23 protein-coding genes are annotated in these 17,448 nt (G+C 36.8%); 17 read left to right on the top strand and 6 right to left on the bottom strand.

Going from position 1 to position 17,448, the window contains the following annotated elements; genetic code table 11:
* Positions 1–906, bottom strand: a complete 906-nt coding sequence (locus ACIFOT_RS24490) for a COX15/CtaA family protein (protein WP_430069061.1) — start codon at positions 904–906, stop codon at positions 1–3.
* Positions 907–1,418: 512 nt separating this feature from the next.
* Between ACIFOT_RS24490 and cyoE the strand changes: the two genes are divergently transcribed.
* The 7 genes from cyoE to ACIFOT_RS24455 all read left to right on the top strand — a co-directional run bounded on the left by cyoE (position 1,419) and on the right by ACIFOT_RS24455 (position 8,022).
* Positions 1,419–2,357 carry a heme o synthase gene (gene cyoE, locus ACIFOT_RS24485; RefSeq protein WP_430069058.1) on the top strand — a complete coding sequence of 313 codons (939 nt, stop codon included), beginning with the start codon at positions 1,419–1,421 and terminating at the stop codon, positions 2,355–2,357.
* A gap of 116 nt (positions 2,358–2,473) precedes the next feature.
* A complete protein-coding gene (coxB, locus tag ACIFOT_RS24480) occupies positions 2,474–3,532 on the top strand; it encodes a cytochrome c oxidase subunit II (protein WP_223595944.1) in 1,059 nt (352 codons plus the stop codon).
* 31 nt (positions 3,533–3,563) lie between these two features.
* Entirely contained in the window at positions 3,564–5,435 is a 1,872-nt protein-coding gene (gene ctaD, locus ACIFOT_RS24475) for a cytochrome c oxidase subunit I (protein WP_430069055.1), read from the top strand.
* Positions 5,435–6,061: a cytochrome (ubi)quinol oxidase subunit III gene (locus ACIFOT_RS24470; RefSeq protein ID WP_430069052.1), complete on the top strand. Its 627-nt coding sequence runs from the start codon at positions 5,435–5,437 to the stop codon at positions 6,059–6,061. Before ctaD ends, ACIFOT_RS24470 begins: the two co-directional genes overlap by 1 nt.
* Before the next feature lie 4 nt (positions 6,062–6,065).
* Positions 6,066–6,401 carry a cytochrome c oxidase subunit IVB gene (gene ctaF / locus ACIFOT_RS24465; RefSeq protein ID WP_430069049.1) on the top strand — a complete coding sequence of 112 codons (336 nt, stop codon included), beginning with the start codon at positions 6,066–6,068 and terminating at the stop codon, positions 6,399–6,401.
* A gap of 133 nt (positions 6,402–6,534) precedes the next feature.
* Entirely contained in the window at positions 6,535–7,440 is a 906-nt protein-coding gene (ctaG, locus tag ACIFOT_RS24460; protein ID WP_430069046.1) for a cytochrome c oxidase assembly factor CtaG, read from the top strand.
* Between the two features lie 117 nt (positions 7,441–7,557).
* Positions 7,558–8,022, top strand: coding sequence for a DUF420 domain-containing protein (locus tag ACIFOT_RS24455; RefSeq protein ID WP_430069043.1), 465 nt, complete (start codon positions 7,558–7,560; stop codon positions 8,020–8,022).
* Between the two features lie 42 nt (positions 8,023–8,064).
* Here the strand turns inward: ACIFOT_RS24455 and ACIFOT_RS24450 are convergent, their stop codons facing one another.
* Positions 8,065–8,424: a YugN family protein gene (locus ACIFOT_RS24450; protein ID WP_430069040.1), complete on the bottom strand. Its 360-nt coding sequence runs from the start codon at positions 8,422–8,424 to the stop codon at positions 8,065–8,067.
* Between the two features lie 187 nt (positions 8,425–8,611).
* Between ACIFOT_RS24450 and ACIFOT_RS24445 the strand changes: the two genes are divergently transcribed.
* Together ACIFOT_RS24445 and ACIFOT_RS24440 are read left to right on the top strand one after the other, a co-directional pair.
* Positions 8,612–9,046 (top strand): CBS domain-containing protein, encoded by a 435-nt coding sequence (locus tag ACIFOT_RS24445; protein ID WP_430069037.1) that lies wholly within the window; start codon positions 8,612–8,614, stop codon positions 9,044–9,046.
* Positions 9,047–9,257: 211 nt separating this feature from the next.
* Entirely contained in the window at positions 9,258–10,307 is a 1,050-nt protein-coding gene (locus ACIFOT_RS24440; RefSeq protein WP_430069319.1) for a CAP domain-containing protein, read from the top strand.
* 28 nt (positions 10,308–10,335) lie between these two features.
* Here ACIFOT_RS24440 and ACIFOT_RS24435 read toward each other — a convergent pair whose 3' ends face one another.
* Positions 10,336–10,701, bottom strand: coding sequence for a hypothetical protein (locus ACIFOT_RS24435; protein ID WP_430069035.1), 366 nt, complete (start codon positions 10,699–10,701; stop codon positions 10,336–10,338).
* 23 nt (positions 10,702–10,724) lie between these two features.
* Entirely contained in the window at positions 10,725–11,207 is a 483-nt protein-coding gene (locus tag ACIFOT_RS24430) for a PaaI family thioesterase (protein ID WP_430069032.1), read from the bottom strand.
* Between the two features lie 149 nt (positions 11,208–11,356).
* Between ACIFOT_RS24430 and ACIFOT_RS24425 the strand changes: the two genes are divergently transcribed.
* The 5 genes from ACIFOT_RS24425 (at position 11,357) to ACIFOT_RS24405 (ending at position 13,373) form a co-directional block, all read left to right on the top strand.
* On the top strand, positions 11,357–11,761 hold the full coding sequence (locus ACIFOT_RS24425; protein ID WP_430069029.1) for a YlbD family protein: 405 nt from the start codon (positions 11,357–11,359) through the stop codon (positions 11,759–11,761).
* A gap of 18 nt (positions 11,762–11,779) precedes the next feature.
* Positions 11,780–12,019 (top strand): YlbE-like family protein, encoded by a 240-nt coding sequence (locus ACIFOT_RS24420; protein ID WP_430069026.1) that lies wholly within the window; start codon positions 11,780–11,782, stop codon positions 12,017–12,019.
* Positions 12,020–12,118: 99 nt separating this feature from the next.
* The gene (locus ACIFOT_RS24415; RefSeq protein WP_430069023.1) at positions 12,119–12,469 is read left to right on the top strand and encodes a hypothetical protein; all 351 of its coding nucleotides are present in this window, start codon (positions 12,119–12,121) and stop codon (positions 12,467–12,469) included.
* Positions 12,470–12,528: 59 nt separating this feature from the next.
* On the top strand, positions 12,529–12,966 hold the full coding sequence (locus tag ACIFOT_RS24410; RefSeq protein ID WP_430069020.1) for a YlbF family regulator: 438 nt from the start codon (positions 12,529–12,531) through the stop codon (positions 12,964–12,966).
* 131 nt (positions 12,967–13,097) lie between these two features.
* Entirely contained in the window at positions 13,098–13,373 is a 276-nt protein-coding gene (locus ACIFOT_RS24405; protein WP_430069017.1) for a YlbG family protein, read from the top strand.
* 31 nt (positions 13,374–13,404) lie between these two features.
* On the opposite strand, the gene ACIFOT_RS24400 is transcribed toward ACIFOT_RS24405, so the two are convergent.
* A complete protein-coding gene (locus ACIFOT_RS24400; RefSeq protein ID WP_430069015.1) occupies positions 13,405–13,794 on the bottom strand; it encodes a DUF7147 family protein in 390 nt (129 codons plus the stop codon).
* 347 nt (positions 13,795–14,141) lie between these two features.
* Here ACIFOT_RS24400 and rsmD point away from each other — a divergent pair, with 347 nt between their 5' ends.
* Both rsmD and coaD read left to right on the top strand, forming a co-directional pair.
* On the top strand, positions 14,142–14,702 hold the full coding sequence (rsmD, locus tag ACIFOT_RS24395) for a 16S rRNA (guanine(966)-N(2))-methyltransferase RsmD (RefSeq protein WP_430069012.1): 561 nt from the start codon (positions 14,142–14,144) through the stop codon (positions 14,700–14,702).
* Between the two features lie 13 nt (positions 14,703–14,715).
* A complete protein-coding gene (gene coaD / locus ACIFOT_RS24390; protein WP_430069009.1) occupies positions 14,716–15,198 on the top strand; it encodes a pantetheine-phosphate adenylyltransferase in 483 nt (160 codons plus the stop codon).
* A gap of 39 nt (positions 15,199–15,237) precedes the next feature.
* On the opposite strand, the gene ylbJ is transcribed toward coaD, so the two are convergent.
* Positions 15,238–16,452, bottom strand: a complete 1,215-nt coding sequence (gene ylbJ, locus ACIFOT_RS24385; RefSeq protein WP_430069006.1) for a sporulation integral membrane protein YlbJ — start codon at positions 16,450–16,452, stop codon at positions 15,238–15,240.
* A gap of 209 nt (positions 16,453–16,661) precedes the next feature.
* Here ylbJ and ACIFOT_RS24380 point away from each other — a divergent pair, with 209 nt between their 5' ends.
* The gene (locus tag ACIFOT_RS24380) at positions 16,662–17,441 is read left to right on the top strand and encodes a patatin-like phospholipase family protein (protein WP_430069003.1); all 780 of its coding nucleotides are present in this window, start codon (positions 16,662–16,664) and stop codon (positions 17,439–17,441) included.
* Positions 17,442–17,448 lie beyond the last annotated feature (7 nt).

Raw genomic sequence — 17,448 nt, 5'->3', positions numbered from 1 at the left:
TTAGTGGTCCCTTTTAGTCCTAGAATATAGAAGGATAAAGTAACTTAAAACGCCAAACAGGCACGTAATAAAGAAGGCATGCAGCAAAGCGATATAAAGATTTAAGCTGGTAAAAATAATCAATGCTCCTGCAATCACTTGTAAGCAAACAAGGACGAAGGCAATAATCCAACCCCAATATAGAACTTTTTGGTCCTTATAATGGCGAACGGCGAAAAGAGTAATGTAGGCAATCCAGATAAAAATGATTCCTGCTGCTGCCCTATGTCCCATTTGCACCCATTCGTACATATTACTAGGAAGGGCAGGGGCATCATTTAAGCATAAAGGCCAATCCCGGCAAACAAGGCTTGATTTTGTATGGCGTACTAGAGCTCCGGAATAAATCACCAGGTAACTATAAATAGATACAGCTACAATATGGAATCTCATTCGCTTGTCAATTACCAGTTTATCTGCTTCAAATTTTTTATCAACCTCAAAAATAAGCAGTGTTAACAAAAATACAGATGCGAACGAAATGAGTGAAATCCCAAAATGCAAGGCAAGCACAAAATCAGATTGGCCCCATTTCACAGCGGCAGCGCCAATTAATCCCTGCAGAAGTAAAAAGAAGAATGAAAGAAAAGAAAGAAATTTTGTTTCCCTTATATCACCAATTTCCTTCCATGCCCAAATAGAAAGAACTAACACCATGATTCCAACTACACCTGAGACAAGCCTATGGGCAAGTTCAATGATTAATTTGGGAGATATTTCTAAAGGGAGAAATTTCCCATGACATAATGGCCAAGAGTGGCCGCATCCCATTCCTGAACCAGTTTTTGTAACTAAGGCTCCTCCAATTAATATAAAGATCATTCCGATTGTAGTGGCTACAGCCAACCACTTCAAAGAGCGTCGCAAAAAATTCACCTCTTAAGAAAGTTCAAACATTTGTCAAAGAATTTCCTTGACAGTATAATGAATGAAAAAAGTAGAAAGATTAAAAGTACCTATCCCATCATAACGAATAAATAGGAAAAAGAACAGAATTTCAGTCAAGATTTTTAAGGTAAATTTTTTATTCTAAGTATCCTAATAAATAATTTTTATTTTACACTATTATTATAGTGAAAAACGTTGAAACTCTATTTGGAGTCTGTTAGAACTATAATGGAGGATTAGAAAATACATATAAAATACATATTATTTTTTAACTAGATTTTAAAAAGTGCAGTATAATAAGTAGTGAATTGCCATTGACACAAATTAGTCAAAAATTATTCAAAAAAAGTTCACAAAAATATCGCAAAGTGTGATTTAATATACAGAGAAAGTGTTGTTAAAATGAAATTAATGGAAATAGAAAAAATAAAAGTAGAATTGATACGCTTCTGTTAGTGAATATTGGTTATTAAGGATTAGGAGGAAAAAATATGTCCAACCCAAAGGCTTATGGAGATGCCACCCTTGAGAATGGTACTTCAAGCCTTCATGCTGATACAGAAAAAACTTCTGTTTGGAAAGATTTTATGGCACTAATAAAAATTGGAATTGTGAATTCTAATCTTATTACCACCTTTTCGGGTTTATGGCTGGCGCTGCATTTTTCAGGGCAAAGCTTTTTAAATAACCTTGATATTGTATTTTTTACAGTAGCAGGTTCCTCACTCATTATTGCTGGTTCATGTGCAATTAATAATTACGTGGATCGGGATATTGACCATTTGATGGATAGAACAAAGGCTAGGCCTACAGTAACAGGGAAGGTACTTCCGATAAAAGTTCTTGGCTTGGGTATTTTACTTATTGGACTGGGAACACTGTTTTTATTCTTTACTACCTGGACTGCAACAGTAATTGGACTGCTTGGAGTTTTTAGTTATGTTTGCCTCTATACACTGTGGTCAAAACGCCAATTGGTATCGAACACAATAATCGGGAGTATCTCAGGAGCAGTTCCGCCATTAATTGGTTGGGCAGCAGTAGATGGAAATCTTGATCCAATGGCATGGGCCTTATTTGTCCTTATGTTTGTTTGGCAGCCGCCACACTTTTATGCACTTGCCATGAGAAGGGTTGAGGAGTACAGAGCAGCGGGAATTCCAATGCTTCCTGTGGTTAAAGGTTTTAAGACCACAAAAATTCATATTTTAATCTGGGTGGCTCTTTTATTGCCAATCCCAATTTTTCTAACTAAATTAGGAATCCCATTTCTAATTCTAGCTACCATATTAAATATTGGCTGGCTGGTGTTAGGGATTTATGGATATAAGATCAAAGATGACATAAAGTGGGCAAAACTAATGTTTGTTTATTCATTGCAATATTTAACTATTATTTTTGTAGCGATGGTTTTAGTTACATTAATTTAGTTTTGCTAAACGATTCTTTCCTGTGAACAATTAAATAGGGAAGAATCATCCTACATACTTCTTTGGTCAAAAAAAAATTTAAGAATTTATAAGCGAAAGAGGGGTTTGATTAAGCTATGAAAAGGCTTGCAAAGTGGCGTTTGATATCGTTGTTTGCGATTTTAGCGCTTGTACTCTCCGGATGTGGTGAACCGTACCTTTCTACGTTGAATCCTGCCGGTGAAGTTGCAGACATGCAATATGATTTAATGAAGCTTAGTACATTGATAATGGTTGGGGTAATCATTGTAGTAATGGTTATTTTCGTTTTGGTTTTTATCCGTTTTAGAAGAAAGGACGAGACAATTCCAAAGCAAGTTGAAGGTAGTCATAAATTAGAAATTATTTGGACAGTTATTCCGATTCTCTTACTTTTAGTTCTCGCTGTTCCAACTGTGGCAGCAACATTTAAGCTTGCAGATGTATCACCGATGGACAAGAAGAATTCTAAGGCACTTGTGGTTAACGTTCGTGCGCATTTATACTGGTGGGATTTTGAATACCCAGGACAGAAAATTGTAACAAGTAATGAACTTGTTGTTCCTACTAATGAAAAAGTATATTTCAACTTAAAGTCAGCAGATGTTAAACACGCATTCTGGATTCCAGCTGTTGGCGGAAAGATGGATGTCAATACTGAAAATGTCAATAAATTCTGGCTTGAGTTCGATGATAAAAAAGCAAACGATGCAGGAAATCTTTTCTATGGTAAATGTGCGGAGCTTTGCGGTCCATCCCATGCTTTAATGGACTTTAAAGTAAAAGCAATTAGCAAGGATAAGTTCGATGCTTGGGTAACGGCAATGCAAGATGTAAAAGAACCGTTAAAAGCGTCAACTGCAGCAGCTTCAGAAGGACAAGAAATTTTTAATAAGAGCTGTATCGGCTGTCACGCCGTTACACCTGCTAACAAAATGCCTGATACTGCACGAATCGCACCTAACTTATCAAACTTTGGTGACCGTTCTCGCGTAGCGGGTATTATGGAACATAATAAAGAAAATGTGAAAAAGTGGATTGAAAATCCTGAAACGTATAAGCCAGGTAACTTGATGACTGGTAAATATGGTAACCTGTCCGATGATCAAATTGATGCTTTAGCAGACTACTTAATGGGATTAAAGGTTCAGGAATAAAAGGGGAATTGGTTGAAAGGGAGGTAAAATTGTGAGTACCTATGCTCAAAAAAAGGGATTTGGCGCAACTTTATGGGACTATTTAACAACAGTTGACCATAAAAAAATTGCCATCCTATATCTCATTGCTGGTGGATTATTCTTCTTAGTTGGCGGACTTGAGGCAGTATTTATCCGCATCCAGCTTGCAGTGCCAAACAATGATTTTGTAAGTGCAGGATTATTTAATGAAATTATTACCATGCACGGTACTACGATGATATTCTTAGCTGCCATGCCATTGGTATTCGCCTTTATGAATGCGGTAATGCCGCTTCAAATTGGCGCACGTGACGTTGCATTTCCATTTGTTAATGCCGTTAGTTTTTGGTTGTTCTTCTTCGGAGGAGTGTTTCTTAACCTTTCTTGGTTTTTAGGAGGCGCACCTGATGCAGGGTGGACATCATATGCATCACTTGCCATTGCTTCAAAAGGGCATGGTGTTGACTTCTATATTTTAGGTTTGCAGATTTCAGGTTTTGGAACGTTGATGGGTGGTATTAATTTCCTAGTAACCATCATTAATATGCGCGCACCTGGTATGACCTATATGAGGATGCCATTGTTTACATGGACAACATTTGTAACCTCAGCGCTTATTTTATTTGCTTTCCCGCCGTTAACAGTAGGACTTGTGTTAATGATGTTCGACCGTATGTTTGGATCCCATTTCTTTGAAGCTTCAATGGGTGGTAATACAGTTATTTGGGAACATCTTTTCTGGATTTTCGGACACCCTGAAGTTTATATCTTAATACTTCCAGCGTTCGGTATTTTCTCGGAAATCTTTTCGATGTTTTCAAGAAAACGTTTATTCGGTTATTCCTCAATGGTGTTCGCAACCGTGTTAATCGGTTTCTTAGGATTCATGGTTTGGGCACACCATATGTTCACAACAGGTTTAGGACCAGTTGCCAATGCCATCTTCGCTGTAGCAACAATGGCAATTGGTGTACCGACTGGTATTAAAATCTTTAACTGGCTGTTTACAATGTGGGGAGGAAGTGTGAAATTCACGACTCCAATGCACTATGCATTTGCCTTTATACCTTCCTTTGTTGCCGGTGGGGTAACAGGTGTAATGCTTGCCGCTGCAGCAGCTGACTATCAATATCATGATACTTATTTTGTTGTCGCTCACTTCCACTACGTTATTGTCGGTGGTGTAGTGTTTGCATTACTGGCTGGTACACATCTTTATTGGCCAAAAATGTTTGGTACAATGTTGAATGAAACTATGGGTAAGATTACATTCTGGACTTTCTTCATTGGTTTCCATATGACATTCTTTATCCAGCACTTTTTAGGCCTATGGGGTATGCCACGACGTGTATTCACATACCTTCCAGGTCAAGGGTTCGAGACAGCGAACGCGGTTAGTTCACTTGGAGCAGCCTTTATGTCTGTAGGTGTTATTGTTATGTTAATCAATATCATCATGACTTCAGTTAAAAATGTTCGAGTTGGAAATGACCCATGGGGAGACGGCAGAACGCTTGAATGGGCGATTCCTTCACCTCCACCATTCTATAACTTTAAACAGCTTCCACTGGTACGTGGTTTAGATGCTTACTGGATCGAAAAAATGGAAGGTAAAAATGGTATGACACCAGCAGAACCGCTTGGTGATATCCATATGCCTAATTCATCATTTTTACCGTTTGTTATGGCTTTAGGATTATTCATTGCCGCATTTGGTGCAATGTATCATGTTGATAAAGAATCATGGGCTTTGCCAGTGATGATTTTAGGCTTACTTATTACTTTTGGAGCAATGTTCATGCGTTCAGTTAAAGATGATCATGGTTTCCATATTCACAAGGAAGAGCTTTTAGACGAAGATGATAAGGGGGTTAAGGCATAATGCACGCTGAAGAAAAATTCACATATGAAACATGGCCTGCTGCGCCGGAAAAATCAACCCTTGAAGCAAAAAATAAATTCTTAGGTTTTTGGTTCTTCTTAGGAGGAGAGACAGTTCTTTTTGCCTCACTCTTTGCAACTTATCTTGCATTGAAGGATAAAGTACCTAATACAAACATGCCTTTAGCAAAGGATTTATTTGAGTTACCGCTGACATTTGTGGCTACTATGCTGTTATTAACGAGTTCATTAACAAGCGTTTACGCAATGTATCACATGAAAAACTTTGCTTTTAGCAAAATGATGGTTTGGCTTGGAATTACGGCTTTATTAGGCGCCGGATTCCTAGGCCTAGAGGTTTATGAATTTAGCCATTATGTTCATGAAGGTCATAAATTCACAAGCAGTGCGTTTGGATCTGCCTTCTATACATTAGTTGGCTTCCACGGAGGACACGTTGCATTTGGTTTGTTATGGTGTATTACCCTAATGATGCGCAATGCAAAACGCGGTTTAAACCTTTACAATGCGCCAAAGTTCTATGTATTTAGTTTATACTGGCACTTTATCGACGTTGTTTGGGTCTTTATCTTTACCGTAGTATATTTAATGGGAATGGTGGGATAAAAAGATGGCAAATCCACAATTAAATTCTGGTAATCCAAGAGTTGACATTGAATATCGACGCCGGAAAAGTGCAGAAGAGATGAGATATCAGGTAGTTTCCTTTGCGTTAATGATTTTCTTGACTTTAATTGCATTTGCGGCTGTAGCTATTAAAGGATTTACTTCTTGGTTTACAGTTCCATTTATTATCCTTTTAGCTGTTGTTCAAGTAATTTTTCAGCTTTATTATTTCATGCATATGAGCCATAAAGGCCATGAAGCTCCATCGCTTTTCTTGTATTCAGGTGTATTAGTAGGAGCGATAACTGTATTAGCTTTTTCAACAATTATTTGGTGGTAAATAAACAAAAAGGAAAATCGGCTTTGGCCGATTTTCTTTTTTAAAATTGGAAAATATCATCGCTTTGCTTCTCAATTAGGCCAAGGGTATAATGAAGCTGTACTATTTTTAATTTATACTGAGGTGATATGCAGTGCTTTCTTTAGACATATTTGGTTTTAAAGCACTTTGGAGCCCTTATTTTTTAGTAATATTGGCGGTTTTAACTGCGGGATTTTTTATCCTGACTACTAAATTCAGGAGTTTATTTCCTGGCAGTGAACCCTTATCAAAGAAACAGGGTTTATTATTTTTTGTATCGATGGTTCTTCTTTATGCCATCAAAGGTTCTCCTATTGATTTACTTGCCCATCTAATGTTTTGGGTGCATATGATTCAAATGGCTGCCCTAGTATTAATCGTGCCGCCCATTTTTATCTATGGTGTACCTACTTGGGTTTGGAGGAAGCTATTTAGTGTTAGAGTAATCAACTCTTTGTTTAAGATTTTTACAAAACCACTTATTGCTTTAATCCTATTTAATGGATTCTTTTCGTTTTACCATGTTCCGATTATTTTCGATCATGTTATGCAGAATATTTGGCTGCATGCGGGTTATTCCATTCTTTTGTTTGTTGTTGCCATTTTTATGTGGTGGCCATTAATTAACCAAATGCCAGAACATCAAAACTTAAGTGGTTTGAAAAAGGTCGGCTATATATTTGCGGATGGTATTCTATTAACCCCTGCATGTGCGCTTATTATTTTTGCTGATACACCTATTTATGCTACTTATTCTGATCCGCATGTTTGGGGACAGGTCATGAGCCTATGTGTGGGAACCGCCAACTTTGATAGCTTAAATTTAAGCGGTCCTGAGCTGTTTAGTTCGATGTCATTACTTCATGACCAACAGCTTGGCGGGGTGTTAATGAAAATTATTCAAGAAATCATTTATGGCTTGATGCTTGGGCATGTTTTCTTTGAATGGTACCGAAAAGACCAGGCTGAATCTGACCGGGAATTGAAGCAATCGTTGAATCCATCGCTGATTAAATAATCTCCCAAAAACTTGGGAGATTTTTTTATGGAAGGCTTCAATAATGGATTTAGATTGAAAACAATGGGGAAATACACTACTATTATTATAGAAAAATGTTAAAAGAGAGGATTGTTTATGAATTCCTTACCGATTTTACCAACAATAAGTACAACCTTTATTGTTTTAAGCGGGATTACAGTTGCTATCGGCTGGTGGCAAATAAAGCAAAAAAAAATAGAGGCTCACAAAAAGACAATGTTCATGGCGAGCTTATTTGCCCTAATTTTCTTTATTATTTATGCTTCTAGAACCATTTTTATAGGGAATACTTCATTTGGCGGCCCAGATAATATTAAAATTTATTACACTGTTTTTTTAATATTTCATATCACATTAGCCACCGTTGGTGCAGTATTAGGTGTTATTTCTTTAATAACGGGTAATAAAAATAAGCTTGCTCTTCATCGCCGGTTAGGCCCTATTACAAGTATTGTTTGGTTCTTTACTTCGATTACTGGTGTAGCAGTTTACTTGTTACTTTACGTTTTTTATCGCGGTGGAGAAACCACTTCCATGATAAAAGCAATTCTTGGATTTTAAACAAAGAAAGACGCGTGAATATTTTCACGCGTCTTATCTTATTTACTCAGCAAATTTACTAATTTCATTCTTTACTTCATCAAGAATTTTTTTGCACTGGGTAACAAGGGAAGCTGGGAAGTTTTCACCCTCGCCATATTCTACCCCATGAGGATAATAATGTTTACCTAATAGTGGTGTCATTAATTGAATAGTTGCCTTAAAAGTATCGACATCACCTTCAACCGCATAGCCTTGAACACGAAGGTAAAAAACCCCTTCCTTCATTTCAAACTTGCGGTCATATGTAACACGGTCGTAGTCCCATTGACCAGCGCGAATTAAACCGTGATCATGCATAACTTCATCCAAACGGTTAATTTCAGCTTTAAATTTTTCAATTCCAGTGTTCTCGAATTTCACAATTAATCCCTCCTAAAAAACAATGCCATGCCCCTATAGATTCAGTATTGGTATTATAGCAAGTTTAATTCATTCTTAATAATAGAGGAAAATCAGATAACTTGCAATGGATACATTCAACGAATAAATCATTCTCTATTGGACAACCTACATTATGTTCCGAGCAAAAATACATGGGGGCGAGAAAATGGAAAAAATACGTGATATTATGACAGATGAAATTGAATGCTGTACATTATTAGATAACATCTTTGAAGTTGCGGTAAAAATGAAAGAACTAAATGTTGGAGCCATTCCAATTGTGGATCAAGAAAAACTTGTCGGTATGATTACAGACCGTGATATTGTAATTCGGGGAGTAGCAGAAAAGCACCCGGGCTCAACTAAAGTGGAAGATATCATGAGCGACAAGCTTATCACTGTATCTCCGGAAACCTCCAGCAATGATGCGGCTAAGTTAATGGCGGAGAATCAAATACGCCGGCTTCCAGTGGTTGAGGATGGAAAACTAGTCGGAATTGTCTCACTAGGGGATTTTGCTATTCATGCATTAACGGATGATCAGGCGAAGGAAGCTCTCACGCAAATTTCCGAACAAAACTATAACGGGGTACAGCATTAAAAATATTATTTTCAAAAATAGAAATTTGATAATAAAACAGGTACTATTGTACCTGTTTTATTTATTTTAATGTTCATTTATCAGACATTTATGATAATAACTATTACTTAACATGTTATTGATGATATAATTATTTTATCAATACATATAATGATAGAAAAAGTAATAGAGAGGGTGAAAGCCTCTGAAAGCTCTGTTAAGGATCTTAGTACTGTCAGCAGTGTTCTTAACAATTGGATTCTATGCCAGTATTAATGATAAACCTAAAGATAAGGTTCTGATAAAAGAAGATCATACATCTGAAATGAAACAATCGGGGTTACAACAGAATCCTGATACTAAGCCAAGTAATAAAACAGCTTCTGAAATGCCTAAACAAGGATTGGCATTATTAATAGGCAAGGATATTTCTTCCCTTGAAAATGAATTAGGGAAACCAGCTCGAATTGATGAAACACTGTATGGCTATCAATGGTATATCTATAACCAGGATTATAATAAGTATTTACAAATAGGTGTTGAAAATCAACAAGTTGTGACCATCTATGCAATTGGTGAAAATCTGGATGTCGCTCCTTTTGAGATAGGTCAGCCAGTAGAGGAAATATTTAATACCCAATATATTGATACAAATATTAATATCGATCTAAATGGAAATTCATACCGTTTCGAATTAAATGATACAGATTTAAATCTAAGGCCCATTGTTCAGTTAGGGAATGTCTATGCCCAACTATATATCGATAAGTTTACAGGAAATCTTTCAAGTGTAAGGTTTATAAATGCGGACACGCTTATAAAGCAGCGTCCTTATGAACTTGTTTACCGCGGGCAGTTAATCGAACCTCCAACACCTGATGAAAACAAGTGGAAAGAGATCGAACGCGGTAATGAACAAGAGATCTTTGATCTTACCAATGTATTGCGCTTAAGACACAAATTAAAACCTTTAAAATGGGATACTCCGACGGCAGAGGTGGCTTTTGGTCATAGTAAGGATATGTCGGATAACAATGATTTCTCCCATACATCCAAGAAATTCGGAGACCTTTCTAATCGGCTTAAAACCGCAAAAGTTGCCTACCAATCGGCTGGAGAAAATATTGCTTTCAATTATACAGATGGACCTGCAGTAGTGGAAGGCTGGCTTAATAGTAAGGGACATCGTGAATCATTATTAAATAAAGACTATACACATCTTGGAGTAGGTGTTTATAAGAAATACTATACCCAAAACTTTATTCAAAAGGTTGAACAATAAACTACCAAAAAAAGGTGACAATCGCTTGTCACCTTTCTTCATGTTTCTCAAATTGACTAAATAAAAATTTATTCCCGTCCCATTTTCCAAATACACGAATTTTTTCTCCAATTTGAAAAGATGATTCGGTAATGACACTTTGTGTAATGGGGGTTATTTTTTTAGCCGTAATTAATTTTGTATCTGTTTGGATTTGAAGGATCTGTACAAAAATGTATCTGTGGTAATAAAAGCGCTGTTTCTCCTCAACAATGCTTTTAATTTTCCCCGTTATAACCGCTTCTGGATGCACATGGCTCATGGAAAGCCATTTTTTGTCATGCTCTTTCCTTTCTTTCCGTGTAAGCCAATAAAAATAAAGGCAAATAATCGGAATGAGAATGGCGGTAACCATTTTTAATCAATCTCCCCACACGATTATTTTTTAATAATAAAAAAGGTCCCTGTAGCATGGGCAATTTTTTTTCCATCACTACGGTAAGCCTCTCCCGAAATCACTATTGTTTTTGTTCCATAGTGAACAATTTCGGCTCTGCAGCGAAGCTGTTCACCGAGACCTGGAGCAATATAATGGATGTTAAGCTGATTGGTCACAGCACCATATCCATCAGGGAGAAGATAATTTGCCAAGGTTCCCATCGAAGTGTCTATTACAGTGGCAGTTATTCCGCCATGGACAATTTCCAGGTTATTATGTAGCGTAGGATTAAGTGGAATAGTTATTTCACAAGATTGATTGTCTATTTTCCTTTCCATATGAAGAATCCCATCCAGATAGATTTTGTTTTGGCGATTAATCTTCCGTTGAACTCCTTCCATTAGGAAAGACAGTGCTTTTAAATCTTCCTCTGATCCCGTTTCGATGCAGTTTTCTAAAAGTTGACGCAGTTCATCTTTCATACTTGTTACCTCTTTCAAATCTTTTTCTTAAGTCATATTACCACTTACAAGCATATTAATAAATATTTTCACCTTGATAAGAGGTTTCACATTTTAAATTATTTTTCATATTGTATTATTGGCGATGATTATGGGCAGAGGTGAGAAATATGACGCAAAAAAATTTGCACCCATCCGTATTAAAATTTAAAGAATTTGTTAAAAACAATCCAAATATCATTCAAGAGGTAAGGAATGGGAAAGCAACTTGGCAGGAGTTATATGAAGACTGGTACTTATTGGGCGAAGAAGATAAACGGTGGGAAACATCTGGTATAGAAAAAAGCCCCGAACCTGAAGCAAGTTCGGATTCCAAGGGGGACTGGATGTCAAGTGTTATCGGCATGGTGAAGAAAATGGATCCAAATCAAATGCAAAATCACATTAATAACTTAAGTCAGGCACTCGGTGCGATTCAAGGTGTAATTTCACAATTCCAAGGAAATGGTTCTGCAGCTGGTTCAGCGAAGCCTTCAGAAGGTCCTAAACATCCGTTTTCATTTAGAAAAGATTAAAGGAAGTGACGATAAGGTATGCGTAAAGATGTTCTTGAATACTTAGAAAGTCAAAAGGATTTAAAACGATTTGTTAGAGAGCAGCCGCAATGGTACCGAAAGCTGTCAAGAAATCCTTATGACGTGCAGGCACTTGAGGTGGCGTCATTACATTATTTTAGAAAGACGATTCCTGACCAGGTTGAAAAGTTTTCGAACAGTGTACAAATGGCTTCAATGATGTATAACATGTTTCAGGCAATGAAAAATCAAAACTAACAAAGACCACATGCAAATGGTGTGGTTTTTTTATTTTCTACTTCAAGACTAAAAAATGATAAGAAGGCGAAAAATACAGGAATAGAAGGAGTGATAGGCGTGAAAAGATTTATTCCACTAGGACTAATTATGTTATTGAGCGTATTTATACTAGGGTTTAATAAACAAGAAATTCCATCCCTTTATGTCAAGCACCATACAAAAGGAAATCAAGTTATGGTCGAGTGTATCGTGACAGGAATTAGTTTTCGAGAATCAGACCATAAGAAGCAAAAAGTGGGCAAAATGGTGGTTTGGGTTGATGGAAAAAAGAATTTAGAAATCGCCTCTGCAGCCTTTATCATAAAAAATCTTTCTCCTGGCAGCCATACATTTAAGCTTGAAGTCGTTAAATTAAATAATGATCCATACGGTTTAGACAAGGAATTTATGGTAAATATCCCTAAATAAACGGAAATTTTGTCTTTCTCCAATCATTCATGGTAAAATGGCTTTGGAGGTGAGCGTAAATGCTTGCTACTTTAGAGAGAATTGAATTATTGGATCAAGCAGACCAGTTAGCCAAAATGGTGTTAGAATCCGAAATTGTAGAACATTATCAGATTTGTTTATATAAAATGCAAAACAATAAGGAGACACAGCGGAAAATTAATCGCTTTGTCAACTTAAAGGAGCTATATGAAGAGGTACAGCGATTTGGGAAATACCATCCTGACTATAAAAGGGTCATGACCCAAATTCGTGAATACAAAAGGGAAATGGATTTAGACCCGCTGGTTGCAGAATTCAAGTTAGCAGAGAATGATTTGCAAGCTATTTTGGATGAAATTAGCATGTTAATTGGCGGTTCAGTGTCCAAACATATCAAGGTACCGACAGGCAATCCGTTTTTTGATAGCGGCCATGGCAGCGGCTGCGGCGGCGGAGGAAGCTGTGGTTGCGGATGAAAAAATCAGCTTTGTATGGAGCTGATTTTTTTTCCCTTTTACAAAGCTTTTTGAAAAGTTTAAATTGAAATATAATGTTTTAATATGCTAGACTTATGTAAAATGATGGTTTATCTGAAGGGGTAAAAAGTATGTTTGTTCAAAGACAAGGATTAGTGGTTTGGCTATACTCTTTAAAACAGGCTAAAATGCTAAGACGCTTCGGAAATGTACATTACGTTTCAAAGAAGCTTAAATATGTCGTCCTATATTGCAATCTAGAAGATGTAGAAGGAATTATGGAAAAGCTGAATTCTTTTTCATTTGTAAAGCGGGTAGAACCTTCTTATAAGCCATTTTTAAAAATGGAATTTGAGAATTCTTCTCCAGATAAAGCAAAAGAGTATGATTATAAAATGGGCATTTAAAAAGGTGAGGCATTAGTTTGCCTCACCTTTCTTATTGAAGTGGAACGATATAATGATTCAATCTAAGGATTCCAATTAAATACTGATAGAATAAATCTTTTTCATGAAATAGAGAAGAAGGTTTTACTGACAATTGATATATTTCTTTACCAATTTCCCTAGCCGTTTGTGCAAAAAGATTATATCTTTTGTTTTCTGTATAGTTGGGATTGGGGATTCCTTCCCGGCAGATATAAAGTGCTTGAAATTTTCCTGGGTCTGTAGGTTTTAATCCAACAACCAAGGAGGTAACTTCCTTATCTTCAATTTTAGTGTGGAGTGCCATCATAAGCTGCAGGCGATGCTGATTTGCTTTGGCAAGCTCTATTAGTTCATATAAATCAGAATACCCTTCACCAAGTTCAATAAAGCGCTGAATCAATAAAAACTCTCCTTTATACAATTAATTTCATCAATACTTTATCACTTCTTGTCTATTTTTTGAATGATAAAAGAAAAAAACCCTGTAGAAAAAATTCTACAGGGTCCTTCTATATCCTAACAATAGGATAGAAGGCAAAGGGAGAGGAGAAACCGGAGGAAGAACTTATGGGGAAACGTAAGTCTTCTCCGCGGTTGGCAACAACATCCTCGAATTGATGTTGTTAATATCATTATTTCCAACACCAAAAAGCTTATACGTATTATTTTATAAAATTTCAATTCAGGCAAAAAATATGATAGGATGGAAAAAGATTATTTATCTGATAAAAATGTGGTGATATATTTGTGAGAGTGGTGTCAGGCAGTTGTAAAGGAAGACCCTTGAAGGCAGTTCCAGGTAGTTCAACCAGACCGACTACGGATAAGGTCAAAGAAGCAATATTCAATATGATTGGTCCTTATTTCGACGGTGGTATGGGATTGGATCTTTTTGCAGGGAGCGGTGGATTAGGTTTGGAAGCGCTTAGCAGGGGATTGGACAAGGTTATCTTTATTGACCGAGAGTCGAAAGCAATCCAAGTTATTCACGAAAATATTAAGGCATGTAAATTTGAAGAAAAAGCTGAGGTCTATCGAAATGATGCAGATAGAGCTATGAAAGCCCTAATAAAAAGAGAAATCAGCTTTGATTATATATTTTTAGACCCGCCCTACAAAAAACAGCAGCTTGTCAGTTTAATGGAAAAAATGGATGAGCAGGAATTAGTCAAAACAAATGGAAATATTATTTGTGAGCATAGTTTTGACGTAGAATTACCTCAAAAGGTAGGGAGTTTTACACAAATTAAACATGAAAAATATGGGATTATTGCAGTGACGATTTATTCAAAAATTAATGAAGAGTGAAGGGGGATTCATTTTGGCAAGTATTGCCGTTTGTCCAGGAAGTTTTGATCCAATTACATATGGCCATTTAGATATTATTCGCAGAGGGGCAAAAGTTTTTGACAAGGTTTATGTAGTAGTATTAAATAACATAGCAAAACATCCGCTATTTACTGTTAAGGAACGGATTGAGCTAATCCGAGAAGTTACAAAGGATATACCAAACGTACAAGTAGAAGAATTTTCGGGATTACTCATAGACTATGCAAAAAACGTAAATGCAAACGCTATTCTTCGCGGCTTACGTGCGGTTTCAGACTTTGAATATGAGATGCAAATAACCTCGATGAACCGGGTATTGAATGAGGATATTGAAACCTTTTTTGTTATGACGAACAACCAATATTCCTTCTTAAGCTCGAGTATTGTGAAAGAGGTAGCCAAATACAATGGCAAGATTACCGAGCTTGTCCCGCCCATCGTTGAAAAAGAATTGCACAAAAAATTTAATGCTTAACTAAATTAAAAGAGCTGGGCTTTGCCTAGCTCTTAATTATTAATTTTTCTTTAATCTGAAAAATAATAGCAAAACATATAATAGAAGGGAAAAAATAGTAATTAACGGTCCAATTTCTATTAAACGATGGTAAAAATGATTTGTCCATGTACCTTCACCGAAGAAAGCTACTGGTAAAGCGTTGGAGGGCTGCTCGTTATTTGTAAAACGGATATAGATGGGTTTCCATAAAACAAGTGCAAACATACTTGCGAATACTCCTTGAAGGATTCTAGCCATAAAAAATGGTTTAAATCTGATATCGGTTTGAGCAAGAATACTGGCAACCTGTGCCTGTACACTAAAACCGCTAAAAGCAAGAATAAAGCTAGTTATCATTGCCTTTTGCAGTAATGTTGACTCATGAACAAGGCTAGTAAGCTGACTTCCTAAGGTGATTTCAAATATTCCTGAGATAAACGGGATGCTTAGCATTTCCGGGAAAGACAATGAGGAAAGAAGAAACTCAACCGTTTTTGCCAGTACCGCAGTAATATGTAAATGATAAAGCAGTTTATTGACCACGGAAAATAATATAATAAAGCCCCCCACCATTAAAAGGGTTTGAATGGAAGAATTGACGGCATCACCAAGAAGTTTACCAATGGGCCGATTATCTTTTAACCTTGTTTGATGCAGGGCGGAAAGAGCTGATCTTATTTTAGAGCTATTCCGTTTCTTCGCTTCCTCCTCAGGTGTTTCATTTCCGTAAAAGCGCATGATAAGCCCGACACAAATATTTCCTAAATAATGAGCGAGTGCAAGTAGAATTCCCAAATGGGTATTATGAAAAAAGCCAATTGAAACGGCTCCAAAGATAAATAATGGATTAGATGAATTTGTGAAACTAACAAGTCTTTCTGCTTCAATTTGTGTTAACTGCCCTTCCTGGCGTAACCTTGCCGTAAATTTTGCCCCGGCAGGAAATCCTGAGGCCATTCCCATTGCCCAGACAAAACCGCCAACACCCGGTACCTTAAAAAGCGGTCTCATCAGGGGCTCCAGCAGTACTCCAATAAATTTAACAACCCCAAAACCAATCAACATTTCAGAAACAATAAAAAAGGGTAAAAGCGATGGAAAGACAATTTCCCACCACATATTAAGTCCGCGAATGGAGGCGTCAAAGGATTCTTGTGGGAAAGAAATAAGTGAAGCTGCTAATATAGTAACTGAAACAGATAAAAAGACTGTTTTAAGTTTCGAACGAAACAATGGTATGGCCCTCCTTCCCTGAGTTTGTTTATGCTCATACTGTCCAATCCAGGATTTGAATGATAAAATAGGAATAATTCCTTCTTAAATGCCTTGTCCCATATAACTCAAATATACTCATAGAACGCTAATTTAGACCATAAGATTGAACGAGTTTCTATTTTTATGGTCATTGAAATTATTCATTTTTTTATATAGGAGGTACGGATATGGAGCACCCGAAAATAGGCTTGGCACTGGGTTCAGGTGGTGCGCGTGGGTTTGCTCATTTAGGCGTCATTATGGCATTAAAAGAGGCTGGCATTCCCATTCATTTGATTGCAGGCAGCAGTATGGGTGCTCTTGTCGCCAGTTTTTATGGGGCTGGAATTGACCTGGACCGTTTATTTAAAATATCAACCGCATTTAAGCGGAAATATTTTTTAGATTTTACCGTTCCGAAAATGGGCTTAATCTCAGGAAAGAAAGTAAAGGAATTTATCAGGCTTTTTACTCATGGAAAAAATATTGAGGAATTATCGATACCGATTGGTATTGTTGCAACTGATTTATTAACTGGTGAAAAAGTTGTTTTCAAGCAGGGAGCAGTCGCTGAAGCCGTAAGAGCCAGCATTTCTATTCCGGGAATCTTCGTCCCTGAAAAATATAATGGAAGAATCTTTGTCGATGGCGGAGTTTCTGACCGTGTTCCGGTTTCTGTAGCTAAAGAAATGGGGGCAGATATCGTCATTGCTGTCGATGTTTCAAGAGTAAAGCGTAACGCTGAAATAACCTCTATTTATGATGTAATCATGCAAAGTATTGATATTATGCAGGCTGAAATTGTCAACAGCCGAGAGATTGCTGCGACTATTATGATTCGCCCGCCCGTCGAAAATTACAGTTCCCGTGCATTTACCAACATCGAAGAGATTATTAAAATGGGAGAAGAAGAAACAAAAAAGCATCTACACCAAATTAAAACTGAAATTGAACAATGGAAGGGGTGAATTTGGC

It is taken from the genome of Neobacillus sp. NRS-1170 (assembly GCF_050468025.1).
Note: the sequence above shows the minus strand (reverse complement) of the source record. Positions and strands in the feature narration are given on the sequence as shown.